At 53.7% G+C, this 26,379-nt stretch carries 24 protein-coding genes, 6 tRNA genes and 3 other RNA genes; 19 read left to right on the top strand and 14 right to left on the bottom strand.

Going from position 1 to position 26,379, the window contains the following annotated elements:
- The first annotated feature begins 177 nt into the window (after positions 1-177).
- Positions 178-1,365, top strand: coding sequence for a nucleoside permease NupC (gene nupC, locus FD428_RS06565; protein WP_012131386.1), 1,188 nt, complete (start codon positions 178-180; stop codon positions 1,363-1,365).
- Positions 1,366-1,442: 77 nt separating this feature from the next.
- On the opposite strand, the gene FD428_RS06560 is transcribed toward nupC, so the two are convergent.
- The 3 genes from FD428_RS06560 to FD428_RS06550 all read right to left on the bottom strand — a co-directional run bounded on the left by FD428_RS06560 (position 1,443) and on the right by FD428_RS06550 (position 4,042).
- Positions 1,443-3,641: a sensor domain-containing phosphodiesterase gene (locus FD428_RS06560; protein ID WP_112001790.1), complete on the bottom strand. Its 2,199-nt coding sequence runs from the start codon at positions 3,639-3,641 to the stop codon at positions 1,443-1,445.
- 210 nt (positions 3,642-3,851) lie between these two features.
- Positions 3,852-3,927 (bottom strand) — tRNA-Ala (locus FD428_RS06555).
- 39 nt (positions 3,928-3,966) lie between these two features.
- Positions 3,967-4,042 (bottom strand) — tRNA-Ala (locus tag FD428_RS06550).
- A gap of 221 nt (positions 4,043-4,263) precedes the next feature.
- Here FD428_RS06550 and FD428_RS06545 point away from each other — a divergent pair.
- Complete coding sequence (locus FD428_RS06545; protein ID WP_012131384.1) at positions 4,264-4,626, top strand: YfeC-like transcriptional regulator; 363 nt, start codon at positions 4,264-4,266, stop codon at positions 4,624-4,626.
- Position 4,627: 1 nt separating this feature from the next.
- Complete coding sequence (locus tag FD428_RS06540) at positions 4,628-5,017, top strand: YfeC-like transcriptional regulator (RefSeq protein WP_012131383.1); 390 nt, start codon at positions 4,628-4,630, stop codon at positions 5,015-5,017.
- Between the two features lie 76 nt (positions 5,018-5,093).
- Here the strand turns inward: FD428_RS06540 and gltX are convergent, their stop codons facing one another.
- Complete coding sequence (gene gltX / locus FD428_RS06535; RefSeq protein WP_047462188.1) at positions 5,094-6,509, bottom strand: glutamate--tRNA ligase; 1,416 nt, start codon at positions 6,507-6,509, stop codon at positions 5,094-5,096.
- A 259-nt stretch (positions 6,510-6,768) separates the two neighbouring features.
- On the opposite strand from gltX, the gene FD428_RS06530 reads away from it, so the two are divergent.
- The 7 genes from FD428_RS06530 (at position 6,769) to FD428_RS06500 (ending at position 7,631) form a co-directional block, all read left to right on the top strand.
- A tRNA-Val gene (locus tag FD428_RS06530) sits at positions 6,769-6,844 on the top strand.
- A 44-nt stretch (positions 6,845-6,888) separates the two neighbouring features.
- Positions 6,889-6,964 (top strand) — tRNA-Val (locus tag FD428_RS06525).
- A gap of 46 nt (positions 6,965-7,010) precedes the next feature.
- Positions 7,011-7,086: transfer RNA gene (locus FD428_RS06520), tRNA-Val, on the top strand.
- A 4-nt stretch (positions 7,087-7,090) separates the two neighbouring features.
- Positions 7,091-7,166: transfer RNA gene (locus FD428_RS06515), tRNA-Lys, on the top strand.
- Positions 7,167-7,188: 22 nt separating this feature from the next.
- Positions 7,189-7,321, top strand: a non-coding RNA gene (locus FD428_RS06510) — RtT sRNA.
- Between the two features lie 29 nt (positions 7,322-7,350).
- Positions 7,351-7,476, top strand: a non-coding RNA gene (locus FD428_RS06505) — RtT sRNA.
- A 22-nt stretch (positions 7,477-7,498) separates the two neighbouring features.
- Positions 7,499-7,631, top strand: a non-coding RNA gene (locus tag FD428_RS06500) — RtT sRNA.
- A gap of 128 nt (positions 7,632-7,759) precedes the next feature.
- Here FD428_RS06500 and FD428_RS06495 read toward each other — a convergent pair.
- From FD428_RS06495 to xapA, 3 genes are all read right to left on the bottom strand, one after another.
- Positions 7,760-8,644 (bottom strand): LysR family transcriptional regulator, encoded by an 885-nt coding sequence (locus tag FD428_RS06495; RefSeq protein WP_047462185.1) that lies wholly within the window; start codon positions 8,642-8,644, stop codon positions 7,760-7,762.
- 96 nt (positions 8,645-8,740) lie between these two features.
- Complete coding sequence (locus FD428_RS06490; RefSeq protein WP_058667830.1) at positions 8,741-9,997, bottom strand: nucleoside permease; 1,257 nt, start codon at positions 9,995-9,997, stop codon at positions 8,741-8,743.
- 61 nt (positions 9,998-10,058) lie between these two features.
- Positions 10,059-10,892 (bottom strand): xanthosine phosphorylase, encoded by an 834-nt coding sequence (gene xapA, locus FD428_RS06485; RefSeq protein WP_047462182.1) that lies wholly within the window; start codon positions 10,890-10,892, stop codon positions 10,059-10,061.
- A gap of 235 nt (positions 10,893-11,127) precedes the next feature.
- Between xapA and FD428_RS06480 the strand changes: the two genes are divergently transcribed.
- Complete coding sequence (locus tag FD428_RS06480; RefSeq protein ID WP_024130136.1) at positions 11,128-11,469, top strand: FlxA-like family protein; 342 nt, start codon at positions 11,128-11,130, stop codon at positions 11,467-11,469.
- On the opposite strand, the gene FD428_RS06475 is transcribed toward FD428_RS06480, so the two are convergent.
- The gene (locus FD428_RS06475; RefSeq protein ID WP_071258007.1) at positions 11,460-12,386 is read right to left on the bottom strand and encodes a LysR family transcriptional regulator; all 927 of its coding nucleotides are present in this window, start codon (positions 12,384-12,386) and stop codon (positions 11,460-11,462) included. The genes FD428_RS06480 and FD428_RS06475 overlap by 10 nt on opposite strands.
- Positions 12,387-12,475: 89 nt before the next feature.
- Between FD428_RS06475 and FD428_RS06470 the strand changes: the two genes are divergently transcribed.
- Positions 12,476-13,474, top strand: a complete 999-nt coding sequence (locus tag FD428_RS06470) for a bile acid:sodium symporter family protein (protein ID WP_012131374.1) — start codon at positions 12,476-12,478, stop codon at positions 13,472-13,474.
- Here FD428_RS06470 and FD428_RS06465 read toward each other — a convergent pair.
- From FD428_RS06465 to zipA, 3 genes are all read right to left on the bottom strand, one after another.
- The gene (locus FD428_RS06465; protein ID WP_012131373.1) at positions 13,471-13,689 is read right to left on the bottom strand and encodes a DUF3820 family protein; all 219 of its coding nucleotides are present in this window, start codon (positions 13,687-13,689) and stop codon (positions 13,471-13,473) included. The two genes, FD428_RS06470 and FD428_RS06465, sit on opposite strands and share 4 nt — an antisense overlap.
- Before the next feature lies 1 nt (position 13,690).
- The gene (gene ligA, locus FD428_RS06460; protein WP_058667836.1) at positions 13,691-15,706 is read right to left on the bottom strand and encodes an NAD-dependent DNA ligase LigA; all 2,016 of its coding nucleotides are present in this window, start codon (positions 15,704-15,706) and stop codon (positions 13,691-13,693) included.
- Positions 15,707-15,776: 70 nt separating this feature from the next.
- Positions 15,777-16,802 (bottom strand): cell division protein ZipA, encoded by a 1,026-nt coding sequence (gene zipA / locus FD428_RS06455; RefSeq protein WP_114848624.1) that lies wholly within the window; start codon positions 16,800-16,802, stop codon positions 15,777-15,779.
- Positions 16,803-17,031: 229 nt separating this feature from the next.
- Between zipA and cysZ the strand changes: the two genes are divergently transcribed.
- The 5 genes from cysZ to crr all read left to right on the top strand — a co-directional run bounded on the left by cysZ (position 17,032) and on the right by crr (position 21,916).
- On the top strand, positions 17,032-17,793 hold the full coding sequence (gene cysZ, locus FD428_RS06450) for a sulfate transporter CysZ (RefSeq protein ID WP_114848623.1): 762 nt from the start codon (positions 17,032-17,034) through the stop codon (positions 17,791-17,793).
- Between the two features lie 188 nt (positions 17,794-17,981).
- Positions 17,982-18,953 carry a cysteine synthase A gene (cysK, locus tag FD428_RS06445; RefSeq protein ID WP_047462171.1) on the top strand — a complete coding sequence of 324 codons (972 nt, stop codon included), beginning with the start codon at positions 17,982-17,984 and terminating at the stop codon, positions 18,951-18,953.
- 383 nt (positions 18,954-19,336) lie between these two features.
- The gene (ptsH, locus tag FD428_RS06440) at positions 19,337-19,594 is read left to right on the top strand and encodes a phosphocarrier protein Hpr (RefSeq protein ID WP_005971891.1); all 258 of its coding nucleotides are present in this window, start codon (positions 19,337-19,339) and stop codon (positions 19,592-19,594) included.
- A 44-nt stretch (positions 19,595-19,638) separates the two neighbouring features.
- A complete protein-coding gene (gene ptsI, locus FD428_RS06435) occupies positions 19,639-21,366 on the top strand; it encodes a phosphoenolpyruvate-protein phosphotransferase PtsI (protein ID WP_047462162.1) in 1,728 nt (575 codons plus the stop codon).
- A 40-nt stretch (positions 21,367-21,406) separates the two neighbouring features.
- Positions 21,407-21,916 carry a PTS glucose transporter subunit IIA gene (gene crr, locus FD428_RS06430; RefSeq protein WP_000522253.1) on the top strand — a complete coding sequence of 170 codons (510 nt, stop codon included), beginning with the start codon at positions 21,407-21,409 and terminating at the stop codon, positions 21,914-21,916.
- Positions 21,917-22,071: 155 nt separating this feature from the next.
- On the opposite strand, the gene FD428_RS06425 is transcribed toward crr, so the two are convergent.
- On the bottom strand, positions 22,072-22,311 hold the full coding sequence (locus FD428_RS06425; RefSeq protein WP_012131365.1) for a hypothetical protein: 240 nt from the start codon (positions 22,309-22,311) through the stop codon (positions 22,072-22,074).
- Positions 22,308-23,174, bottom strand: a complete 867-nt coding sequence (pdxK, locus tag FD428_RS06420) for a pyridoxine/pyridoxal/pyridoxamine kinase (RefSeq protein ID WP_012131364.1) — start codon at positions 23,172-23,174, stop codon at positions 22,308-22,310. The genes FD428_RS06425 and pdxK overlap by 4 nt, the downstream gene beginning before the upstream one ends.
- Before the next feature lie 82 nt (positions 23,175-23,256).
- Between pdxK and ptsJ the strand changes: the two genes are divergently transcribed.
- Together ptsJ and FD428_RS06410 are read left to right on the top strand one after the other, a co-directional pair.
- Positions 23,257-24,549, top strand: coding sequence for a transcriptional regulator PtsJ (gene ptsJ, locus FD428_RS06415; protein WP_114848622.1), 1,293 nt, complete (start codon positions 23,257-23,259; stop codon positions 24,547-24,549).
- 13 nt (positions 24,550-24,562) lie between these two features.
- Entirely contained in the window at positions 24,563-25,279 is a 717-nt protein-coding gene (locus tag FD428_RS06410; RefSeq protein ID WP_114848621.1) for a type 1 glutamine amidotransferase, read from the top strand.
- A gap of 90 nt (positions 25,280-25,369) precedes the next feature.
- Here FD428_RS06410 and cysM read toward each other — a convergent pair whose 3' ends face one another.
- Positions 25,370-26,281: a cysteine synthase CysM gene (cysM, locus tag FD428_RS06405; protein WP_024130134.1), complete on the bottom strand. Its 912-nt coding sequence runs from the start codon at positions 26,279-26,281 to the stop codon at positions 25,370-25,372.
- Between the last annotated feature and the right edge of the window lie 98 nt (positions 26,282-26,379).

The following is a 26,379-nucleotide window of genomic DNA, read 5'->3' as shown; positions in this document are numbered from 1 at the left end:
TAGCACAATGACATAACTTTTCACTTCCATACTAAACATAACAGAAACGTATTCCAGATCACTAATTTTGAATCTCATCACAGCTCCTTATTATAGTGTGTGTTTGATCTCGTTTTCTTTATTGTTGTTGCATAGAATGTGCACGGAAATTAAACCTGCCTCATATTTGGAGCAAATATGGACCGCGTCCTTCATTTTGTCCTGGCCCTCGCTGTTGTTGCGGTACTCGCACTGCTGGTAAGCCATGACCGTAAAAAAATTCGCATTCGTTACGTCATTCAGCTGCTTGTTATCGAAGTTTTACTGGCCTGGTTCTTCCTGAACTCAAACGTTGGCCTGGGCTTCGTGAAAGGTTTCTCCGAGATGTTTGAAAAACTGCTCGGTTTTGCCAACGAAGGGACCAACTTCGTTTTCGGCAGCATGAACGATCAGGGCCTGGCCTTCTTCTTCCTGAAAGTCCTTTGCCCCATCGTCTTTATTTCCGCGCTGATCGGTATTCTTCAGCACATCCGCGTTCTGCCGGTTGTGATTCGCGCGATTGGTTTCCTCTTATCCAAAGTCAACGGGATGGGTAAACTGGAATCATTTAACGCCGTCAGCTCCCTGATTCTGGGCCAGTCTGAGAACTTTATCGCGTATAAAGATATCCTCGGCAAAATGTCCCGCAATCGTATGTACACGATGGCGGCAACGGCAATGTCTACCGTATCCATGTCTATCGTGGGCGCGTACATGACCATGCTGGAGCCGAAATATGTCGTTGCGGCGCTGGTTCTGAACATGTTCAGCACCTTTATCGTTCTGTCAGTGATCAACCCGTATCGCGTCGAAGCCAGCGAAGAAAATATTCAGATGTCTAACCTGCACGAAGGTCAGAGCTTCTTCGAAATGCTGGGCGAATACATTCTGGCGGGCTTTAAGGTCGCGATTATCGTTGCGGCGATGCTGATTGGCTTTATTGCCCTGATCGCGGCGCTGAACGCCCTGTTCGCGGCCGTTCTGGGCATCTCCTTCCAGGGCATTCTGGGTTACATCTTCTACCCGGTGGCCTGGGTCATGGGGGTTCCGGCGAATGAAGCGCTTCAGGTAGGCAGTATCATGGCGACCAAACTGGTATCTAACGAATTCGTCGCCATGATGGATCTACAGAAAATCGCCTCTACGCTCTCTCCGCGCGCGGAAGGCATCATCTCTGTATTCCTGGTCTCCTTCGCTAACTTCTCTTCCATCGGGATTATCGCAGGCGCGATTAAAGGTCTGAACGAAGAGCAAGGCAACGTGGTTTCACGTTTTGGTCTGAAACTGGTGTACGGCTCAACGCTGGTGAGCGTACTGTCTGCGTCTATCGCAGCGCTGGTGCTGTAATTACGGTATCGCCAGGCGGCGCAAACGCCTTCATCTGGCCTTACGACGCGCAACCGGGGACATGTTCCCCGGTTTTTTTATAGCTGTGGCGCTTCCAGCGGGCGCGGTCGCCCAATCAGATAACCTTGCAGATAGTTCACGCCCAGGCTTAAGAGTAATTCCCGCTGCTCCGGCGTCTCGACAAATTCGGCAACCACGCATAAGGATTTCGCTTTCGCGAGATCGGTAATTGATTTCACGATCATCGCATCCAGAGAGTCCGTCATAATGTCTTTTATGAAGCAACCATCAATCTTGATGATGTCTGCCCGCAGGCGTTTAAGACGTTCATAGTTCGCGTATCCCGTACCAAAATCATCAATGGCTATCCTGAAACCGAAATTCCGCAGTTGCGCAATATTCTGCGTGCTGATTTCAGAATTGGAAAACGCCTGCTCCTCGGTGATTTCGATGATCACGCTTTCAGGCGTAATACCATAACGCCTGAACAGGCCGATAATGCGTGATGCGCTCTCTTTATTCAGTAACGTCAACGGCATTAAATTGACCGAGAAACGGGCGCCCGGCGCTGTCGTCGGGTGGGTGGCTATCCATCGCAGCAGGGCTTCCACAACCTGTAAATCAAAGCGGGCGCTGAGGTTAAATTGGGCAATCAGTGGAATAAACTGGTCCGGCGTCATGATGCCGTCATCACTTTTCAGTCGCGCCAGAACCTCCGCATACCCTTTCCCCTGCGCGTTGAGAATCGGTTGCGCGTACAAAACCAGATCGCCGTTCTCCAGCGCTTTGCGAACCTTTTGCAGCAGTAATACCCGTTCCGTCGTCTGATCGGAGACCGCCTCAAGACTTTGGGTCAGCGCCATAACCCGGTGGTTCGCGCAGGATTGCTCCGACAGCCAGCTAAGTTGCCCCAGCAGGGGTTGCAGCGTCTCCTGCCTGCCGTCGTAAGCGCCCCACGCGGCGCCGTATTCCATGTCCAGCCCGGTATTGTTCCAGTAAATTTTGCGGCTATTGAGGAGATTAACCATATGTTGCAGGCGGGCTTCCGTCTCAGGGCCGCGAAGCACTAACAACAATTCGCTGCCTGGCACCTGAAATACGCTCTCGTTTTCTTGCAGGAACGGTTGCAGCATTCGACACACCGAGCGTTTGCAATGAACGCGCATCAGCATGCCGTAATGTCGACTCAAAAATTCCAGGTTTTCCATCCGCAGGCAGCACACCGTTTGTCCTGTTCCCTGCAACAAAAATTGCTCCAGCGCGCGAATGTTAGGAAGGCGCGTCAACGGGTCGGTTAACGCCTGACCATGCCACTGTCGGTTCAACCATTCGCTGCGTTGATAAATACACACCATATACAGCAAGCAAATACTAAAGGAGATGAGAACAGAGAGGATAAAGGCCAGTGAATATTCGGAGCCGACGCCCTGCAAGAAATTCCGGTTATACACCAGCAGGCACAGCGCAGAGATGGCCCAGCTGAGGTTCAGCAGCGGATAACTCAGCTTGCCCACGCCGAGCGTAAAAACAATAAAAAAGACGGGCACCAGATAACCGGCAATATAGTCGGCATCAAAAGGCGCGCACATCAGAACGATCAGCGCCACGACGACGGAGATCCAGGTCAGGGTAAACAGACGCTTCTCTTTGACCAGATACGGCGCAATGTCCCTGCGCCAGAAAATGCGGCAATAGCGCGGGTTGATTATCATCCGCAGAGGATAATAAAAGAGCATCGTGAAAATCAGGACCGCTGAAATCAGGCTCAGAATATCCACGATGGTATAAATAATGGTTGCTGTACCAAAGAATGTTGATATCGCAACAGGGTAGTCCAGACAATGCCCCGCGAGATACATGCTGGCTTTGATGCCCGCCGGCGCGACAAACCCGAGCCAGAAGATACGCAACCAGATATTCCTGTCAGGCAATCCATGACGCCAGCGCGCCCCCACTTGCCAGCGGACGATCCCGCAAATGCCCAATACGGAAAAGGTCTGACAAAATAACAGCACCGCTGCCTGCATTAACGGGAGATGAAGGTTCCAGTGATTGGTCGCCATCATCGCTAAAATGATGGGGACAATACCGCGTCGGCCAAATAAGAAAAGCACGGAAAACATGACGCATAGCGGCAGCCAGGCCAGGAAAATAGAGCTGTCATCGACAACGGCGAGCGGAGAAATAGAGCGGGAGAACTGTATGCCGACAATGGATAGCGTCAAAGAAACGATAAATATTCTTATATTTTTTAGTAAGTTATGCTTATCCTGCATAGATTCCCTGTTCTCATCAGTCACGCTATAAGGCACACAAATAATAAGTTTATTCGTGACGCGAAGCAAACCTGCACAGGCCTGATATCAGGCGCTCTTACACGTTCTTTCATTTGATACAAAGGTATTGACGCTTACTGAAACTGTATTACAAAAATGGCGGGAACGCAGATACAAAAAACCCCCGCTTTTCAGCGAGGGTTCAAATTTTGGTGGAGCTAAGCGGGATCGAACCGCTGACCTCTTGCATGCCATGCAAGCGCTCTCCCAGCTGAGCTATAGCCCCACGATGCTTTTACGTACCAGATTTGTTGGGATTCAAATTTGGTGGAGCTAAGCGGGATCGAACCGCTGACCTCTTGCATGCCATGCAAGCGCTCTCCCAGCTGAGCTATAGCCCCGTCACGTAAAGCTTGTCGAGTTGACGGGCGGCATCATATGAATTCCCTTCGCATGTGTCAACGGCAAAATGCCACCGGCAAATTCAATCGCTGAAAAAGCAGGCAAATGAAGAACATTGCGTAACAACTCGCATTTAGTAGTTAAACGCGTCACGGTTTCAACTAAAATGATGCTATAAAGTGAACCGCTAATTAACCATACGACTATTCAGGGAATCGTTATGTTCAAGGAACGGATGACGCCAGAAGAACTCGCTAATCTGACCGGTTACAGCCGACAAACCATCAATAAATGGGTACGCAAGGAAGGCTGGACGACGTCGCCCAAACCAGGCGTACAGGGAGGAAAAGCCCGGCTGGTACACGTTAATGAGCAGGTTCGCGAATATATCCGCAGCGCCGAGCGTTCTGCGGAGGGAGCATCGGAATCCTTTTCGTTAACCAGCGATACCTCTCTTGAATCGCTGCTGGTCACGCTGGCCAAAGAGATGACGCCATCTGAACAGAAGCACTTTACGTCTTTGCTTTTGCGTGAAGGGATTACCGGTTTGTTACAACGCTTAGGGATTCGCGATAGCAAATAATATGAAAAAATTACGCAGCAAAATGACGACCGAAGAGTTGGCGGAGTGCCTTGGCGTCGCCAGACAAACCGTTAATCGGTGGATCAGAGAACAAGGATGGGAAACTGAAAAGTTTCCGGGCGTAAAAGGCGGTCGGGCAAGGCTCATTCACATTGATGCTCGCGTACAGGAATTTATTCTTAACATCCCTGCCTTCCGCAACCATTCTGCGTTTTATCAGGCGGAGGAGCCGCTTGCCGAATACAGCCACGTTGTGCGCAGCCACGCCTATCGCCAGATTATTGATGCCGTGGAAAACATGTCGTCCAAAGAGCAGGAAAAGCTGGCGCAGTTTCTGTCGCGAGAAGGCATACGCGGTTTTCTCGCCCGTTTGGGCCTTGATGAATCGTAGACCCAATAAGCGCAACGCCATCGGGCAACAGGCCGGATGGCGGCGCAACCCCCATCCGGCCTACGGTTAATACACCTTACTGCTGATTTTCACGTTCCGCGATAAAAGCCAGCGCTTTATTGATGCGCTCGATGCTGCGGGATTTACCAATCGCATGCACCGTGACGTCCAGCGCCGGAGACTGGCCAGCGCCGGTGACGGCAACGCGCAGCGGCATACCGACTTTACCCATCCCCACTTCCAGCTCATCGGCTGTCGCCTGAATTGCATGGTGTACGTTTTCTGCGCTCCACTCTGTGATGGCCGCCAGCTTATCACGCACCACTTCCAGCGGCTGACGCGCGACCGGGCGCAGGTGTTTTTTCGCCGCATCCGCGTCGAACTCAGCAAAGTCCTCATAGAAATAGCGGCAGCTTTGCGCCATCTCTTTCAGTGTTTTGCAGCGTTCGCCCAGCAGTTTCACCAGTTCAGCCAGCTGCGGGCCGTTACGGGTATCGATATTCTCCTGCTCAATGTGCCATTGCAGGTGCGTTGCCACATATTCCGGCGCCAGAGAATTGATGTAGTGATGGTTCAGCCACAGCAGTTTGTCAGTGTTGAACGCACTGGCGGATTTGCTCACGGCATTCAACGAGAACAGCTTGATCATCTCTTCACGGGTGAAGATCTCCTGATCGCCGCTGGACCAGCCCAGACGCACCAGGTAGTTCAGCAGCGCTTCCGGCAGGTAGCCGTCGTCACGATACTGCATCACGCTGACCGCGCCATGACGCTTGGACAGTTTTTTACCGTCGTCGCCGTTGATCATGGAAACGTGCGCGTACACCGGAACCGGCGCGTTCAGCGCTTTCAGGATGTTAATCTGGCGCGGCGTGTTGTTGATATGGTCTTCGCCACGAATCACATGGGTGATTTCCATATCCCAGTCATCCACAACCACGCAGAAGTTATAGGTCGGGGAACCGTCGGTACGACGAATGATCAGATCGTCCAGCTCCTGGTTGCTGAATTCGATCGGCCCACGGATCTGGTCGTCAAAAATAACGGAGCCGTCCTGCGGGTTGGCAAAACGCACAACGCAAGGCTCATCGTCAGAATGATGTTCGTGACCATGACGGCAGCGGCCGTCGTAACGCGGCTTCTCGCCTTTCGCCATTTGTTCTTCGCGCAGTGCTTCCAGACGCTCTTTGGAGCAGTAGCATTTATATGCCGTACCCGCTTCCAGCATCTCATCAATCACCGCGTTGTAACGATCAAAACGTTTGGTCTGGAAATACGGGCCTTCATCCCATTCCAGGCTCAGCCAGTTCATACCATCCATAATGGCTTCAATAGCTTCCGGCGTGGAGCGTTCGAGATCGGTGTCTTCAATACGCAGCACAAACTCACCGCCGTGGTTACGTGCAAAAAGCCAGGAGTAAAGAGCAGTACGCGCGCCGCCGACGTGCAGATAGCCTGTCGGGCTTGGCGCGAAGCGAGTTTTGATTTTCATGAAATGGCCTTACGTTTATTAAAGATGCCGACAACCGGCAAATCCGGGAAAGATTATCAGGCTGGTATTCTATCACCGTGGTCTGATTCCTCAATGTTGTTCGGGTTGGAACATCACGCTTTGCGATTTTCGTATACAAATCATGCTGAACGGAGTAATTCGCGATCGTTTTGTTTAAATTTACGACGAACGGACAATTTCTTTAGAAAATGCGTTGACTCATTTTCAACTCTCCCTATAATGCGACTCCACACAGCGGGGGTGATTAGCTCAGCTGGGAGAGCACCTCCCTTACAAGGAGGGGGTCGGCGGTTCGATCCCGTCATCACCCACCAACTACTTTATGTAGTCTCCGCCGTGTAGCAAGAAATTGAGAAGTGGGTGATTAGCTCAGCTGGGAGAGCACCTCCCTTACAAGGAGGGGGTCGGCGGTTCGATCCCGTCATCACCCACCACTTTCTCGCCAGCTGAATTTCTTGCAGTAAAATGAAGTACCGAAGTGGGTGATTAGCTCAGCTGGGAGAGCACCTCCCTTACAAGGAGGGGGTCGGCGGTTCGATCCCGTCATCACCCACCACTTCGGGTCGTTAGCTCAGTTGGTAGAGCAGTTGACTTTTAATCAATTGGTCGCAGGTTCGAATCCTGCACGACCCACCAATGTAAAAAGGCACCCTAAAGGTGCCTTTTTGCTATGCGCAATATTTATGATTCGAACCTGTAGCAGGTTCGGGTCGAACGTAGTGAGACAACGGAGCCGCTAGCGGCGACGGCCCGAAGGGCGAGCGAAGCGAGTCATCCTGCACGACCCACCAATGTAAAAAGGCACCCTAAAGGTGCCTTTTTGCTATGCGCGATATTTATGATTCGAACCTGTAGCAGGTTCGGGTCGAACGTAGTGAGACAACGGAGCCGCTAGCGGCGACGGCCCGAAGGGCGAGTGAAGCGAGTCATCCTGCACGACCCACCAATGTAAAAAGGCACCCTAAAGGTGCCTTTTTGCTATGCGCAATATTTATGATTCGAACCTGTAGCAGGTTCGGGTCGAACGTAGTGAGACAACGGAGCCGCTAGCGGCGACGGCCCGAAGGGCGAGCGAAGCGAGTCATCCTGCACGACCCACCAATGTAAAAAGGCGCCCTAAAGGCGCCTTTTTGCTATGCGCGATATTTATATGCCTGATGACGCTTCGCTTATCAGGCCTACGGGTCTTGTAGGCCGGATAAGGCGCTTGCGCCGCCATCCGGCAATGTTCAACGAATCAGCGCATCAATCAACTTCGTTAATGCCGGTGTTGCCTGCTGCGGCTCGTAAACAATATACAAATCTGCCGGAATACGTTCTTCCAGAGGGCGGAACACCACGCCCGGCCAGTTCATCTGCGCATAACTGTCCGCGATTAACGTAATGCCAATCCCCATGCTGATCATCGCCAGCACCGTTTGCGGCTCCATAACTTCACGCACTATCATCGGCGTAAATCCGGCCTTCTGACAAACACGTTGCAAAAATGCCCAGTCGGTATGAATCGAAGGCATGGTAACGAAATATTCGTTGCGTAACGCATCAAGAGGGATCGCCGGGCAGCAAGCCAGAGGGTGATCTTCCGGCATCGCCACCAGAAATGCGGATTCATGTAAGCGCAGGCTGGTAAATCCCTCCGTCGGTTCGATCGCCATCCGCCAGATGCCAGCATCCAGCTCACGTCGCTCCAGTAACGCCATCTGCATCGCAGGCATTTTTTCGCGAAATAACACCTCGACATTGGGGTTCTCTTTCAAAAAACGGCGCATCACAGGACGCATTTTCCCCCACATCGCCGTGCCCACAACGCCCAGTTCAATGCGCCCTGCCTCACCGCGTCCGATCTGTTCCACGCGCGCAAATGCCTGATTCGCGCTGAACAACAAACGCCGCGACTCTTCCATGAGAATTTTCCCCGCATGCGTTAACGCCACGCTGCGGGAATGGCGAACAAACAACGGCGTGCCGAGCTGATTTTCCAGCTCTTTGACATGAAGACTCAGAGGAGGCTGAGACATATTCAGACGCGCCGCCGCCCGGCCAAAATGCAGCTCCTCAGCAACAGCGAGAAAATAGCGCAATAATTTAAGATCTATACGATGTACGCGTTCCATGATTATTGCGCTCCACAGATAAGGAATAATGCGCAACGTTAGCACATTTGTCTCAGGGACGTTGAAACGGCGGCAGGCACTCCGCCGTTTCAGCCGTTAGTGCGCCAGTGGTTTCGCCAGCCATTTTTCTGGCTCATGTTTATATTTGAAAAACAGCGCAAAAATCACTGCCAGCGCCAGCGCATAAGCGGCGAATACCAGCCAGATGGTCTGCCAGTCTTTCACGCCGTCCACCGAGAAGTAGTCCACGGCGATACCACTCAAAATTGACCCGACCCAGGCGCCTACGCCATTGACCATAGTCATAAACAGCCCCTGCGCACTGGCGCGGATCGTCGAACTGACTTCCTGCTCAACAAATACCGATCCTGAAATATTGAAAAAGTCGAAAGCGCAACCGTAAACAATCATCGACATCAGCAGCAGCACAACGCCAAACGGGGATGGATCGCCAAACGCAAAAAAGCCAAAGCGCAGCGTCCATGCCAGCATACTCATCAGCATCACGGTTTTAATGCCAAAGCGTTTCAGAAAGAACGGGATAGTCAGAATGAAACCCACCTCAGCCATTTGGGAAACAGACAGCAGGATGGAGGGATATTTCACCACAACGCTGTCAGCAAACGCCGGATTGCGGGCAAAATCGTGCAGGAAGGGATTACCGAAAACATTCGTAATTTGCAGCACAGCCCCTAACATCATCGCAAACAAAAAGAAAATCGCCATTCGCGGATTTTTGAATAAGACAAACGCATCCAGCCCCAGTTTGCTGGCAAGCGTGGCGGACGTATTCTTCTTCGCCACCGGAATTTTCGGTAGCGTAAAGGCATACAGCGCCAGTAACAGCGAAGCGCCAGCGGCAATGTACAGCTGCGCGCTGCTTAGCTCCAGCCCCATCAGGCTGACCGTCCACATAGCGATAATAAAGCCCACGGTGCCAAAGACGCGAACGGGCGGGAATGCAGTAACCGGGTCCTGGCCGGACTGCGCCAGGCAGGCGTAAGAAACGCTGTTGGATAAGGCAATAGTCGGCATATAGGCCATTGCATTAATTAACATTATCCAGAACATCGCATCCGGGTCGGTCACGGTCGTGGCATACAACAACGCGCCGGCGCACACCAGATGGCAGAGCATATATGCACGCTCGGCACGCAGCCATTTATCGGCGACGATCCCCATAATGCCCGGCATAATAATCGCCGCCAGCCCTTTTGAGCTGTAAATCATTCCAACGTTAGCGCCAGTAAAATGTAAGGTGTTAATCATGTAAGAACCCAGGGTCACCAGCCAGCTTCCCCAGATAAAATATTGTAAAAACGACATGACTTTTAAGCGGGACGTAATACCCATTTTTTTTCGTTCCTTGCCGTAAAGTACGGCCCTGCAAGCAGGGCCATTATTATTTTGTGTTTTAAGCCAGTTGGCGTAAGAAGCCGCAAATCAGATTGATGAAGTTCTGCCGGGAAAGCTCAGCTGCCGCCAGCGTTTGCGCATGGGACAGTTTCACATCACCCAGCCCTTCCGCCAGATTGGTGATCGCGGATACGGCCACCACCTTTAGTCCGCAATGACGCGCGCTAATCACCTCCGGGACGACCGACATTCCCACCACGTCGCCACCGATGATCTGCATCATGCGAATTTCCGCCGCCGTCTCAAAGTTCGGCCCCGGATAAGAGACAAACACCCCTTCGTGAAGCGTGAAACCCTCTTCCCCTGCAACGCGCTGGAGAATGGCGCGGTAATCCGCATCGTAGGCATTGGCCAGCGAGAAGAAGCGATCGCCAAAACGTTCGTCGTTCATTCCCACCATCGGCGTGCCCGGCATCGTATTGATATGATCGCTCAACGCGACCAGACTGCCTGGCCCGACTTCCGGGCGTAGGGAGCCAGCGGCGTTAGTGCAAAACAGCAGTTCACAGCCCAGCAGTTTCAGGGTACGGATCGCGTCAGTCATGATCGTCATGCCGCGACCTTCGTAAAAGTGCCCACGGCCTTTCATACATGCCACCGGGACTCCAGCCAGATTCCCCAGCACCAGTTCCCCCGCATGCCCGTGAACGGTACTGACCGGAAAACCAGGCAAACGCGCATAAGAAATCGCCACCGCGTCTTCAATTTGCTCCGCCAGCGCTCCCAGACCGGAGCCAAGAATGAAAGCAACACGCGGGGTAAAATCAGGCTTGTGCGCGCGAATGATGTCAGCGCTGTACCAGGGATTCTGCGAAAAAAGGGTGTGGGTCATAAGAGGTCCTTAAAAACGGAATAATCGATAAATACGTTGGGTACGTCGTTGTTATAACGAGAGTAACCAACCGATTACCAATACCGTTTTCCCGGACGATCGATATAAAATGTATATTGATACGTAAAATAAAATGGTCAGACTTTGCCTGATTTGCCCACCAGAAATGGCAGGGACTGCTGAAGGTCTGTTCACCTCTGCCGATATTAATGTTTTAAGGCAAGAGGAAAGGGTAATGACGACGATCAACACTTCAGTCTCCGCCGTTCAGAGCGGCAGCACGGGCAGCAAAGCCGCTACCGGTAACGATCTGTCTGCGCAAATCTCACGCATCACGCAGCAAATTACAAAGCTTACACAGCAGCTCAAAGAGGTTGCTGACGGCAGTGGCAGCACAGAAGAGAAACAAAAGCAGCAGGAACTGATACAGACGCAAATTAAAATGTTGCAGGCGCAGCTGGCGCAATTACAGCGCCAGCAGGCAGAAGAAACGCAGCAGAAGCAGGAGCAGAAACAACTCAGGGCCGAAGGTGTCAACGCGCCTTCCGACGATCACCAAATTGATGTTTATATCTGATACAACGGATCGCGTGCACGGCCAGCGGTAAGTTCACTGGCCTGCATGCGCACGACGTCCCACAGCGCCTGAGCCGCCGTAGAGAGCGACCGGTTCTTGCGTCTCGCCAGCATCAACTGCCTTTCGACGACGGGCGTCAGCCGTTTCACCTGCAAATGACTTCCCTGAGGCAGCGGCAACGCCAGCGCGGGCAACACGCTGATGCCAATCCCCGCCTCCACCATCGGAAACAGCGTTGCGGGATGCCCAATCTCCTGCACGATCGTGGCATCAATGGCAAAATGCGCGAAAGCCGCGTCAATCAACGGGCGGCTGCCGGAGGCGTAATCCTGCAATACCAACCGCTCATGTTTAAGATCCTGCCAGTTAACCCACTCCCGCTGCGCTAACGGACTATCCTGGCGACACAACAGCAAAAAGGGTTCCGACAGCACGGCTTCACATTGCAAATCCGAAACAGCCCCGGGATCGATGACAATGCCAAAATCCACATCACCCTGACGAATGCTCTCCAGCACCCACTGCTGGGGACGATCGTGCAGTACAAAATCAATTTCCGGGTACAGCTGGTTACTCTGCGCGATGCACTGCGGGATAAGATGCGCGGAAATCGTCTGGCTGGCCGCCACACGCACGGTGCCGGTTAACTGCGTCCCCACTCTTCCGGCTTCCCGCAGAGTACTGTGCAGTTCATCGAGAACACGCTCTAGGCGCCCCGCCAGCTGCTGACCCGCTTCCGTCAGCGTCACTTCTCGCGTGGTGCGATCCAACAGCTTAACTCCCGTCTGCCGTTCCAGCTCTTTTACGCTGTGGCTCACCGCAGACTGACTCAGACCAATGGCGTCCCCTGCCCGACTAAAGCTTTTAGCCTGAGCGACGGTGACAAAGATACGAAGTTGACGCAGAGAATAATTCATCTGTTAAATTCATATATAGATGCAATAAATCAATTTTATTTCTCAAACGGAAAAAAGCAAAATACCTGCATCGACTTTCAGGAGTTTTTATGAAACTTTTTCGTATTCTTGATCCGTTCACGCTGACGCTTATCACCGTCGTTTTGCTGGCCTCCTTTTTTCCGGCCAAAGGGGATTTCGTTCCGTTTTTTGAAGGCTTAACCACCGCCGCGATTGCGCTGCTGTTTTTTATGCATGGCGCAAAACTCTCACGCGAAGCCATTATCGCGGGCGGCAGCCACTGGCGGCTGCACCTGTGGGTAATGTGCAGCACCTTCATCCTGTTTCCGGTTCTCGGGGTGTTATTTGCCTGGTGGGCGCCCGTCAATGTCGATCCCATGCTGTATACCGGTTTCCTGTACCTGTGTATTTTGCCCGCGACCGTACAGTCTGCCATCGCCTTTACCTCTCTGGCGGGAGGAAACGTCGCTGCGGCCGTCTGTTCGGCATCGGCCTCCAGCCTACTGGGGATTTTTCTTTCGCCGCTGCTCGTCGGCCTGGTGATGAATATCCACGGAGCGGAAGGCAGCCTGGAACAGGTCGGCAAGATCATGCTGCAACTGTTACTTCCGTTTGTACTGGGGCACCTGTCGCGTCCGTGGATTGGCAACTGGGTCGCGCGTCATAAAAAGTGGATTGCGAAAACGGACCAGACCTCCATTCTGCTGGTCGTCTATTCCGCATTCAGCGAAGCCGTCGTTAACGGTATCTGGCACAAAGTGGGATGGGGCTCGTTGTTGTTTATTGTCGTCGTCAGCCTTGTGCTGCTGGCGATTGTCATTGGCGTTAACGTGTTTGCCGCCCGCAGGTTCGGATTCAACAAAGCGGATGAGATAACCATTGTCTTCTGCGGGTCGAAAAAGAGTCTGGCGAACGGCATCCCGATGGCCAATATCCTGTTTCCCACCTCAGTGATTGGGATGATGGTGCTGCCGTTGATGATCTTCCATCAGATCCAGTTGATGGTCTGCGCGATGCTGGCGCGTCGCTACAAACGCCAGACCGATAAGTTGCAGGCGCAGCAAGAAGGCCGCGCCGCGAAGGCTTAAAGAGGTCGTTTCAGGGGCTGCACCAGCTGCGTCAGCCCCTCGGTTTTAATCAGCAGCGTGATTTGCATCAGCTCGCCCAGTCTTCCCGCCGGAAATTCATCCTTACGGGCAAACCACAGCAAATACTCCTCCGGCACATCAATGAGCCGACGCCCTTTGTACTTGCCGAACGGCATCACCGTGTTGGCTATCTCAATCAGCTGCTCTTTTTCCATGTCAGACACCCAGTAAGCGGAGCATCTCTGCTTCGTCGATCACGTCAATCCCCAGTTCCTGCGCTTTCGCCAGCTTAGATCCCGCCGCTTCGCCCGCAATCACCAGATCGGTTTTTTTCGATACGCTGCCCGCCACTTTCGCCCCCAGCGCCACGAGGCGCGCTTTCGCATCATCTCGCGACATCAGGCTGAGGCTGCCCGTCAGGACGATCGTTTTACCGGCAAACGGGCTGTCGATTTCGTCGGCGTTAACCACGATCGGCGCAGGCCAGTGAATGCCTTCCGCCAGTAACTGCCCGATCACGTCCCGGTTACTCTCTTCAGCAAAGAAGTTAAAGACGTGCGTAGCGACCACAATGCCGACATCCGGCACTTTTTGCAGTTCGTCGATAGAGGCCGCTTCCAGCGCCTCTAACGTACCGAAGTACGCCGCCAGCCCTGCCGCCGTGGCTTCGCCCACTTCGCGGATACCGAGCGCATAGAGGAATCGCGCGAAGGTGGTCTCTTTCGCTTTCTCCAGCGCATTCACCACATTCTGCGCCGATTTCGGCCCCATACGATCCAGACCCGTCAGTTTGCCTGCCGTCAGACGGAACAGATCTGCCGGGGTGTGGACATATTCTTTCTCGACAAGCTGGTCGATAATTTTATCGCCCATGCCGTCAACGTCCATTGCCCGGCGGGAAACAAAGTGCTTGAGCGACTCTTTGCGCTGCGCGCCGCAGATCAGGCCGCCGGTACAGCGAGCGACCGCTTCGCCTTCCACGCGCTCGACATCAGAACCGCACACCGGGCAATGCGTCGGGAACTCGACCGGGCGCGTCTCTTCCGGGCGTTCGGAAAGCACCACGTTCACCACCTGCGGGATCACATCCCCCGCGCGGCGAATCACCACTTTGTCGCCAATGCGCAGGCCAAGACGCTCAATTTCATCCGCGTTGTGCAAGGTGGCGTTGCTGACCAGCACACCCGCAACATGCACCGGTTCGAGACGGGCGACGGGCGTGATCGCGCCAGTCCGCCCCACCTGGAACTCTACATCGCGTACAAACGTCATTTGCTCCTGCGCCGGGAACTTAAAGGCCACCGCCCAGCGCGGCGCGCGGGCGACGAATCCAAGCTGTTCCTGCAACGCCATCGAGTTGACTTTAATCACCACGCCGTCAATGTCAAAACCCAGCGTCGGGCGGTCTTCTTCCACTTTGTGATAGAAGTCCAGCACCGCTTCGGGAGAGTCGCACAACGTCACCCGATCGCTTACCGGAAGCCCCCAGGCTTTGAATTGCAGCAAGCGCCCCAGATGCGTATCGGGCAGTTCGCCACCTTCCAGAATGCCGACGCCGTAGCAAAAGAAAGTGAGCGGTCGCTTCGCTGTAATACGCGGATCAAGCTGGCGCAACGACCCCGCCGCAGCGTTACGCGGATTGGCAAATACTTTATTACCGGTGCGGCGCGCCTCTTCATTAATTTTTTCAAACCCGGCCTGCGGCAGGAAAACTTCGCCACGAACCTCCAGACGCGCCGGAATGTTATCGCCACGCAACTTCAGCGGAATAGCGCGAATGGTACGCACATTGGAGGTGATGTCCTCGCCGGTCGTTCCATCGCCACGCGTTGCCGCGCTGATCAGCACGCCGTTTTCATACAGGATGCTGACGGCCAGACCGTCCAGCTTCAGCTCGCAGCACCAGGTCAGTTTATCGCTGTTTTTTAGCCGATCCTGCACGCGCTTGTTAAACGCCAGAAAACTCTCTTCATCAAACACGTTGTCCAGCGACAACATGGGCACTTCGTGGCGAATCTGGCTGAACGCCGCCAGCGGCGCCGCTCCGACGCGTTGGCTCGGGGAGTCCGGCGTAATTAAATCTGGATGCTGCGCTTCCAGCTCACGAAGTTCGCGCATCAGACGGTCATACTCAGCGTCCGGGATCTCCGGCGCATCCATCACATGGTAAAGATACTCATGATGGCGAAGCGTGGTTCGCAGTTCTGTCAGTTGTTGTTCGATTGATTCCATATCGCACCATCAATGATAAAAAACCCCCGACAGGCGGGGGTTCAGAAAGGGGGGATCACGCCTGGGTTTCTCAGGCGTTGGATTCTTTCACTTCGCGAATGCGATCCTGATATTCACGCAGTTTCTGCGGCGTCATCATCCGGCGCTGGTCATCAAGCACCACGCCGCCGACTTCATCAGCGATATGCTGCGCAGACTGGAGCATCAGCTTAAAGTTTTGCAGTTCGTCGCCGTAAGAAGGCACCTGCATAAAGATAGTGACCCCCGGCGTGGAGAAATCACCGGTCATTTCAGGATCAAACGTTCCTGGGTTCACCATGTTGGCCAGGCTAAACAGCGCAGGGCCGCTGCCATCCGGGCTCAGGTGGCGATGGAAAATATTCATATCGCCAAATTTGAAGCCCGCTTGCTGGATGCTGTTCAGCAGCACTTCGCCGCTAAGCTCGCTGCCATGATGAGCGGCGACGTTCATAATAATGACCGCTTCTTTACGCTGCGGTTTTTCCGCGACGGGCGCTTCTTCCACTACTGGTTCAGGCGCTGGCGCAGGCTCTGCGACAGGTTCCGCTGGCTGGAAAGTCTGCGGAGCAGGCTGAGGCGCAGGTTGCTGTGGCGCTGGCTGGACAGGCTGTTGCGGCGCAGACTGAACCTGCGGCGCTACCGGCTGTTGCTGTACTGGCTGCTGCACAGGCTGTGCCGGTTGTTGTGCCGGTTGCGGTTGCGACGGCTGCCCATACTGCGGCCGTTGCTGCGGCTGCGCTGGCGCTTCAGGCGGCTGCTGAGCCGGTTGACGAGGCTGCGCAGACGCATAAGGCGGCTGGTATTGGTGTTGCGGCGACTGACGAGGCGCATCATGCTCCTGAACGTTGCCGGGGGCATGATTCACGCGGTGAACACGAACTTCACCCACGCCTTCCTCTTCTTCGACGTCACCGTCGTAAGAATCGTCGTCACGTTTTGACTTCATGCGTTTCAGTGGACGATCGCGGAACATAGAAGATCGTTCTTTACGGCTGGTCCAGAAACCATGTACCAGTAAAGCGATTATGGCGATCGCGCCAACAATGATTAATATCAGACGCAAATCCTGCATCATTATATTCTCTGTTGTTCTAACACCTTGCCACCACGGCAAACATTTACTCACTAAGAGTATTTGCCGATTACGTCAAGTGCAAGTGCGCTCTTGGCTTTCACAGCATAAAGATGAACGAAATCGTGCTTTTTGCTGTTTTTTCGAACATTTCTTAACTGGCGAACGCGTCACAACCCGGTAAGATACGCAAAGTTTACCCGGGGCTTTATTAAAGGAGCATGTCCTGATTATGGTGTCATCATCCGCAACAGCACCTCGCAGCGGCTTTTACTATTTCTCACAGGGGTGGAAACTGGTCACACAACCGGGGATCCGTCGCTTTGTTATTTTGCCGTTACTGGTAAACATTTTGCTGATGGGCGGCGCATTCTGGTGGCTGTTTACGCAACTGGACGTCTGGATCCCTTCGCTGATGAGCCACGTTCCCGACTGGTTGCAGTGGTTAAGCTATCTGCTGTGGCCCATTGCGGTCATCTCGGTTTTACTGGTCTTCGGCTATTTCTTTTCAACCATTGCCAACTGGATCGCCGCCCCTTTCAATGGGCTGCTGGCGGAACAGCTTGAGGCGCGCCTGACCGGCGCAACGCCGCCAGATACCGGCGTACTGGGTATTATGAAAGATGTGCCGCGCATTATGAAACGCGAATGGCAAAAGTTCATCTGGTATCTGCCGCGCGCCATTGTGCTGTTAATTCTCTATTTTATTCCAGGAGTCGGGCAAACCGTCGCCCCGGTGCTGTGGTTCCTGTTCAGCGCGTGGATGCTGGCGATTCAGTATTGCGACTATCCCTTCGACAACCACAAAGTCCCGTTCAAAGAGATGCGCACCGCCCTGCGCACGCAGAAAGTCGCCAATATGCAGTTCGGCGCGTTAACCAGTTTGTTCACCATGATCCCGGTGCTTAACCTGGTGATCATGCCCGTCGCCGTGTGTGGCGCAACGGCGATGTGGGTTGATTGCTACCGTTCCAGACATGCATTATGGAAATGAATCACGGCACGCTCATAAACCTGTAAAATAGTTGTATAAAAAAGGAGGGGCTTATGCCGCTCCTTATTCCATCCAGGTAACCATTATTTCCCTTCCGAATATAGATATGCTAAATCCTTACTTCCGCATATTCTCTGAGCAGGTATGCTAGCCCATGTATCCCAATTTCATACAGTTAAGGACAGGCCATGAGTAAGATTTTTGAAGATAACTCGCTGACTATCGGTCATACGCCGCTGGTTCGACTGAACCGTATCGGTAACGGACGCATTCTGGCGAAGGTGGAATCACGTAACCCGAGCTTCAGCGTTAAATGCCGTATCGGTGCCAATATGATTTGGGATGCCGAAAAACGCGGCGTGCTGAAACCGGGCGTCGAACTGGTGGAACCGACCAGCGGCAACACCGGTATCGCGCTGGCTTATGTTGCTGCCGCGCGTGGCTACAAGCTGACGCTGACCATGCCGGACACCATGAGCGTTGAGCGTCGCAAACTGCTCAAAGCGCTGGGGGCGAACCTCGTACTGACCGAAGGCGCGAAAGGCATGAAAGGCGCTATCCAGAAAGCGGAAGAGATTGTCGCCAGCGATCCAGAAAAATACCTGCTGCTTCAGCAGTTCAGCAACCCGGCTAACCCGGAAATTCACGAAAAAACCACCGGCCCGGAAATCTGGGAAGATACCGATGGTCAGGTCGATGTCTTTATCTCCGGCGTTGGCACCGGCGGTACGCTGACAGGCGTCACCCGCTACATCAAAGGCACCAAAGGCAAAACGGACCTCATTACCGTAGCAGTAGAACCGACCGACTCTCCGGTTATCGCACAGGCGCTGGCTGGTGAAGAACTGAAGCCCGGCCCGCACAAAATTCAGGGCATTGGCGCGGGCTTCATTCCGGGCAACCTCGATCTGAAACTGATTGATAAAGTTGTCGGCATCACAAATGAAGAAGCCATTTCCACCGCTCGTCGCCTGATGGAAGAAGAAGGTATTCTGGCGGGGATCTCTTCCGGCGCGGCCGTTGCGGCAGCACTTAAGCTCCAGGAAGATGAAACCTTTACCAATAAGAATATTGTGGTTATCCTACCGTCATCGGGTGAGCGTTATCTGAGCACTGCTTTGTTTGCCGATCTCTTTACTGAAAAAGAACTGCAACAGTAATGCCAGCATGTTAAAAACGCGTAAAAAAGCACCCTTTTGGGTGCTTTTTTGTGGCCTGCTTCAAATTTTCAACCCTCCTGGCATTGATTCACCCTGCCGGGTCTGGTATTTAACCAGACTAATTATTTTGATGCCCGAAATTAATCGTTACAGGAAAAGCGCTAGCTGAATCGATTTAATGATTTGGTTCAAGTCTTCCTTTCACGGCATAATGTTTAATGACGAGCGAAACGTCAGCGGCCAGCAGTTGCCAGCAACGGATTGCGCATAACACCTGGTGTGTCGCGTCCCGTTTACGCCGACGCTAACAATACAGGCTAAAGTCAAACCGCCAGGCTAGACTTTAGTTCCACAACACTAAACCTATAAGTTGGGGAAATACAATGTTCCAGCAAGAAGTTACCATTACCGCTCCGAACGGTCTGCACACCCGCCCTGCTGCTCAGTTTGTTAAAGAAGCGAAAGGCTTCACTTCTGAGATTACTGTGACTTCCAACGGCAAAAGCGCCAGCGCAAAAAGCCTGTTCAAACTACAGACTCTGGGCCTGACTCAGGGCACCGTTGTCACCATCGCTGCTGAAGGCGAAGACGAGCAAAAAGCGGTAGAGCATCTGGTCAAACTGATGGCGGAACTCGAGTAAGTTCCCGGGTTCTTTTAAAAATCAGTCACAAGTAAGGTAGGGTTATGATTTCAGGCATTTTAGCATCCCCGGGTATCGCTTTCGGCAAAGCACTGCTGCTGAAAGAAGACGAAATCGTCATTGACCGGAAAAAAATTTCTGCCGACAAGGTTGATCAGGAAGTTGAACGTTTTCTGAGCGGTCGTGCCAAGGCATCTGCGCAACTGGAAGCGATCAAAACGAAAGCTGGTGAAACGTTCGGTGAAGAAAAAGAAGCCATCTTTGAAGGGCATATCATGCTGCTCGAAGATGAGGAGCTGGAGCAGGAAATCATAGCCCTGATTAAAGATAAGAACATGACGGCTGACGCAGCTGCGCATGAAGTTATCGAAGGTCAGGCCACTGCCCTGGAAGAACTGGATGATGAATACCTGAAAGAACGCGCGGCTGACGTGCGTGACATTGGTAAGCGCCTGCTGCGCAACATCCTGGGTCTGGCAATCATCGACCTGAGCGCAATCAAGGACGAAGTCATCCTGGTTGCCGCTGACCTGACCCCATCAGAAACCGCACAGCTGAACCTGCAAAAGGTGCTGGGTTTCATCACTGACGCAGGTGGACGTACCTCCCACACCTCTATCATGGCGCGTTCTCTGGAACTGCCGGCCATCGTGGGCACCGGTAACGTCACCTCTCAGGTGAAAAACGACGACTATCTGATTCTGGATGCCGTAAACAATCAGGTTTACGTCAATCCAACCAACGAAGAAATTGAAAAACTGCGCGCCGTTCAGGAGCAGGTTGCAACCGAGAAAGCGGAACTCGCTAAGCTGAAAGATCTGCCGGCTATCACGCTGGACGGTCATCAGGTAGAAGTTTGCGCCAACATCGGTACCGTTCGTGACGTTGAAGGCGCAGAGCGCAATGGCGCGGAAGGCGTTGGTCTGTATCGTACTGAATTCCTGTTCATGGACCGTGACGCGCTGCCGACTGAAGAAGAACAGTTTGCGGCGTACAAAGCCGTCGCTGAAGCCTGCGGCTCTCAGGCGGTTATCGTCCGTACTATGGATATCGGCGGCGACAAAGAACTGCCGTACATGAACTTCCCGAAAGAAGAGAACCCGTTCCTGGGCTGGCGTGCGGTACGTATCGCTATGGATCGCAAAGAGATCCTGCGTGACCAGGTTCGCGCCATTCTGCGCGCTTCTGCGTTCGGTAAACTGCGCATCATGTTCCCGATGATCATCTCTGTTGAAGAAGTTCGCGCGCTGCGCAAAGAGATTGAAATCTACAAACAGGAACTGCGCGACGAAGGTAAAGCATTTGATGAAAGCATTGAGATTGGCGTGATGGTGGAAACACCGGCAGCGGCAACCATTGCTCGTCATTTAGCCAAAGAAGTTGATTTCTTTAGTATCGGCACCAATGATTTAACGCAGTACACCCTGGCAGTTGACCGTGGTAATGATATGATTTCACATCTTTACCAGCCAATGTCACCGTCCGTGCTGAACTTGATCAAGCAAGTTATTGATGCTTCTCATGCTGAAGGTAAATGGACTGGCATGTGTGGTGAGCTTGCAGGCGACGAACGTGCTACACTTCTGTTGCTGGGGATGGGTCTGGACGAATTCTCTATGAGCGCCATTTCTATCCCGCGCATTAAGAAGATTATCCGTAACACGAACTTCGAAGATGCGAAGGTGTTAGCAGAGCAGGCTCTTGCTCAACCGACAACGGACGAGTTAATGACGCTGGTTAACAAGTTCATTGAAGAAAAAACAATCTGCTAATCCACGAGATGCGGCCCAATTTACTGCTTAGGAGAAGATCATGGGTTTGTTCGATAAACTAAAATCTCTGGTTTCTGATGATAAGAAAGACACCGGAACTATTGAGATTGTTGCTCCGCTCTCTGGCGAGATCGTCAACATCGAAGACGTGCCGGATGTAGTTTTTGCCGAGAAAATCGTTGGCGATGGCATTGCTATCAAACCAACCGGTAACAAAATGGTCGCGCCAGTAGACGGCACCATCGGCAAAATCTTTGAAACCAACCATGCGTTCTCTATCGAATCGGATAGCGGCATTGAGCTGTTCGTTCACTTCGGTATCGACACCGTTGAACTGAAAGGCGAAGGCTTCAAGCGTATTGCTGAAGAAGGTCAACGCGTTAAAGTTGGCGATCCGGTAATTGAGTTCGATCTGCCGCTGCTGGAAGAAAAAGCCAAGTCTACCCTGACTCCGGTTGTTATCTCCAACATGGACGAAATCAAAGAACTGATCAAACTGTCCGGTAGCGTGACTGTGGGTGAAACCCCGGTTATCCGCATCAAGAAGTAATTCTTGCCGCAGGGAAAAATGGCGCCGACTGGCGCCATTTTTTTATCCTGGTTACGGTAAAACCGCGCCTGATGGCGCTTCGCTTATCAGGCCTACAATAAAAGATCGTAGGCCGGATAAGGCGTTTTTCGCCGCCATCCGGCATAGTTACGCACTCACAACAGCGAGGTGACCGGACGATAGCACTTCTCGCGCATCAGGATCTTCATCCCTTCCGGCCCGCTTTCCAGCATCCGCTTCTCCGAGTCCGACACCAGCAATTCGCACTGATAGCCGCCCGCAATGCCGAACATCGCGCGCGCCACGCAGATATCCTCCAGCGCATCAAGCCCGCTCGTTTCAAAGTGACCAACCACACGCCCCTGCTGGCGAACCACCAGCCGATAGCTCTTCATCGCGCCTCCCCTGCCGGTGGCAGAATCAACTCATCACACCCGCAGCGCTGCGTCCAGGTCATCACCTCCAGCACACGCTCTGCGGCATGTCGCGTCGCCGCCGTCAGCGCTTTCCCCTGCACAATACCGCTCACCAGTTCGGCGCAGAACAGATCGCCCGTCCCTTTTAAATCGGTTTCCACACGCGGGTGTTCAATCACATCCACGCCGCCGTTCGTCACCACCGCCACATTGATGGTATCCGCCGTCTGGCCTGGCGCACTGGTGATCACAATCCACTTCAGCGTGTCGGAGAGCAGCGATTTCGCCGCCGCAACCGCTTCATCCAGCGTGCCGCACGGTTTGCCGCTGAGCATCTCCAGCTCAAACACATTCGGCGTCAGCCCCTGCGCCAACGGCAGCAGATAATGACGATACGCCTGCGGGATTTCCGCTTTCACATACATTCCGCTGTCCGTGTCACCAATCACCGGATCGACCAGAATACATACTTCAGGATGCGCGATCCGCACCGTTTCCAGCCATTTCGCCAGCAGAACGATTTGTTCCGCACTGCCCATATAGCCTGTCGTGACCGCTTTAAGCTCACGCAGCGCATCCCGTTCATTTAAGGCCTGGAGATAACCGCTGAACCAGTCGGCAGGAATAATGCCGCCGTAAAACGTTTCATAATGCGGCGTATTGCTGAACAGCACCGTGGGCACCGCCGTCACCCGCAAGCCCTGCGCTTTAATCGCCGGTACGGCAATACTGTTGCCTACGCTGCCGTACACCACCTGTGACTGAACGGCGACAATGTCGGTCTGTAAAGCCCGATGCTTATCGTCGAAGAGCACTGACTGTATTTCACTATCCTGCCCCATTTACCTCTCCTCTCACTGGACAGCGGGCTAACGCCTCACTATTATCGTCATATGCTAAAATTAATTTTGTCATAGGTCAATAATGATCGACGGAAAAACCGCCAGCGAAATCTTTGACAGTATTCGTCAGCATGTCACCACCGGCGCACTGGCGCCAGGGGAAACGCTGCCACCGGTGCGGGAACTGGCATCGGAATTAAGCGTGAACCGCAATACTGTCGCGGCGGCTTACAAACGGCTGGTGACATCCGGCCTGGCCCTGAGCCAGGGACGTAACGGTACGGTCATTAAAGGTGCGCCTTCTCCGCTCGCGCTGGAAGGAAGCAGTCCCGATACGCCGCTGACCGATCTTTCCGGCGGCAATCCCGATCCCCAACGGCTGCCCGATCTCAGCAGTTATTTTTCGACAATAAATAAGTCACCGCGTCTTTACGGCGATGCGGCCGTTTCTCCCGCCCTTCAAGCGTGGGCGAAGCAGTGGATGCAGGATGCCATACCTGGCGAAGGCGAGATTGATATCACCAGTGGGGCGATTGACGCCATCGAGCGTCTGCTGTGCGCCCATTTGCTGCCGGGTGACAGCGTGGCGGTGGAAGATCCCTGCTTTTTAAGCAGCATCAGTATGCTGCGCTACGCCGGGTTTTCCGCCATCCCCGTCGGCGTCGATAGCGAAGGTATGCAGCCTGAGATGCTGGAACAGGCGCTGAAAAATGGCGCCCGCGCCGTCATTTTAACCCCGCGCGCCCACAATCCTACGGGGTGCAGTTTGAGCGCCTCCCGCGCCGCCGCGCTACAGAACATTGTGGCGAAATACCCGCAAGCGCTGGTTATTATCGACGACCACTTTGCCCTGCTCTCTTCATCTCCCTGGCACCCGGTGATCGCCCCGGAGACGCTACACTGGTCAGTGGTTCGCTCGATGTCAAAGACGCTGGGGCCGGATCTGCGTCTTGCCATTGTCGCCAGCGATCCCGCCACCTCAGCCAGACTGCGCCTGCGCCTTAATTCCGGCAGTCAGTGGGTCAGCCATCTGTTGCAAGATTTAGTGCATGCCTGTCTGAGTGACAAAAACTATCAGCGAACGCTGGCGCAGACCCGGCAATTTTATGCTTCGCAGCAGCAGAAGCTGGCCTGCGCGCTCCAGCGAACCGGTCTTACACACGCCCCCGGCGATGGGCTGAATGCGTGGTTGCCGTTGAAAAGCCACAGCCAGAGCATCGCGTTTATGCTGGCGAAAGCGGGCTGGCTGGTACGGGAAGGCGAAGCATTTGGCGTCAACGCGCCCGCCCACGGTCTGCGCATTACGCTGTCGACGCTGGGCGACGGCGATATCAACAAACTGGCGGCTGATATTCATCAGGCGTTAAAACGTTAACAGGAGAGAAAAAGTGCGAGTTCATTTTGTCGTTCATGAGTCTTTCGAATCTGCCGGAGCCTATCTGCAATGGGCTGAGGATCGCGGTTATCCCCTCTCCTGGTCCCGCGTGTATGTCGGTGAACCTGTTCCCGCCAATGCGGATGGTTTCGATATGCTGGTGGTGTTTGGCGGCCCGCAGTCACCGCGTACTACGCTCGAAGAGTGCCCGTATTTTGACTCTTTAGCGGAGCAGCGGCTTATTAATCAGGCGATCTCTGCGCGTCGTATTGTGATCGGCATCTGTCTTGGTTCCCAGTTGATTGGTGAGGCGCTGGGCGCAAAAGTACGCCAGAGCCCGGAAAAGGAGATCGGCCACTACCCGATTACGCTAACGGAAGCCGGGAAACAGAATCCGCTGCTCGCTCATTTCGGCTCTCCGCTTGTGGTCGGGCACTGGCACAACGATATGCCAGGGTTAACCGATCAGTCGGTCGTTCTCGCGACAAGCGAAGGATGTCCGCGCCAGATCGTGCAATACGGTAACGCCGTTTACGGTTTTCAGTGCCATATGGAGTTTACCGCCGAGGCGGTAGAAGGGCTGATCCAGCATTCAGAACAGGAACTGGCTGCGGCAAAAGGGAAGCGCTTTATTCGCTCGAACGCCGAAATGCGCGAGTGGAATTATCAGGAGATGAACGAGAAACTGTGGCGCTTCCTCGACCTGCTGGTGGAGAAACGTAACGCTTGACGTTGCAGGCCGGATGAGACGCTTTGCGTCGTCATCCGGCGATCGTACTTTACGGTTGCCGGATGGCGCTACGCTTATCAGGCCTACAGGCTAAATCCCTGCCCCCTGGCTGAAGTGTTCTTCGCCAAAGACGCCGGTAGAAAGATAGCGATCGCCGCGATCGCAGATGATCGCCACCACCACGGCCCCCGGCGTCGCACGGGCGACGCGTAACGCACCGGCAACCGCGCCGCCGGAACTCACGCCGCAGAAAATACCTTCGCGTACCGCCAGTTCGCGCATGGTGTTTTCCGCCTCGCTCTGGTGAATATCCAGCACCTGATCCACAAGCTGAGCATTAAAAATACCCGGCATATATTCTGCGGGCCAGCGACGAATCCCCGGAATGCTGCTGCCCTCTTCCGGTTGCAGGCCAACAATCGTTACCGGTTTTTCCTGTTCACGCAGGAAGCGCGACACACCGGTAATCGTACCGGTTGTTCCCATACTGGAGACAAAGTGGGTGATGCGACCTGAGGTTTGCTGCCAGATTTCCGGCCCGGTCGTGGTGTAGTGCGCGTAAGGGTTGTCGGGATTGTTAAACTGGTCGAGCAGCTTACCTTCGCCGCGTTCGGCCATTTCCAGCGCCAAATCGCGCGCGCCTTCCATCCCTTGCTCTTTAGACACCAGAATCAGATCCGCGCCATAGGCGCGCATCGCCGCGCGGCGCTCCTGGCTCATGTTGTCCGGCATCAGCAGTTTCATGCGATAGCCTTTCAGTGCGGCAATCATCGCCAGCGCAATACCGGTATTGCCGCTGGTCGCTTCAATCAGCACATCGCCGGGCTTAATTTCCCCGCGTTTTTCCGCCTGGACGATCATCGACAGCGCCGCCCGGTCTTTCACTGACCCGGCAGGGTTATTGCCTTCCAGCTTGACCCAAATTTCACTGCCGTTATCCGGCGCCATCCGCTGCAATTTCACCAGAGGCGTATTGCCAATTGTTTGTTCTAATGTGTTCACTTCTCTGTCCAGTAAAAAGCCCGGTGGCGCTTCGCTTACCGGGCCGACGCAGATCATATTGTAGGCCGGGTCAGCGCAGCGCCACCCGGCAAAACTAC

The sequence above is a fragment of the Citrobacter sp. TBCP-5362 genome (genome assembly GCF_005406305.1).
Classification (GTDB): Bacteria; Pseudomonadota; Gammaproteobacteria; order Enterobacterales; family Enterobacteriaceae; genus Citrobacter_B; species Citrobacter_B koseri.
The sequence above is the reverse complement of the archived record's forward strand: the minus strand, read 5'-3'. Positions and strand labels throughout refer to the sequence as shown.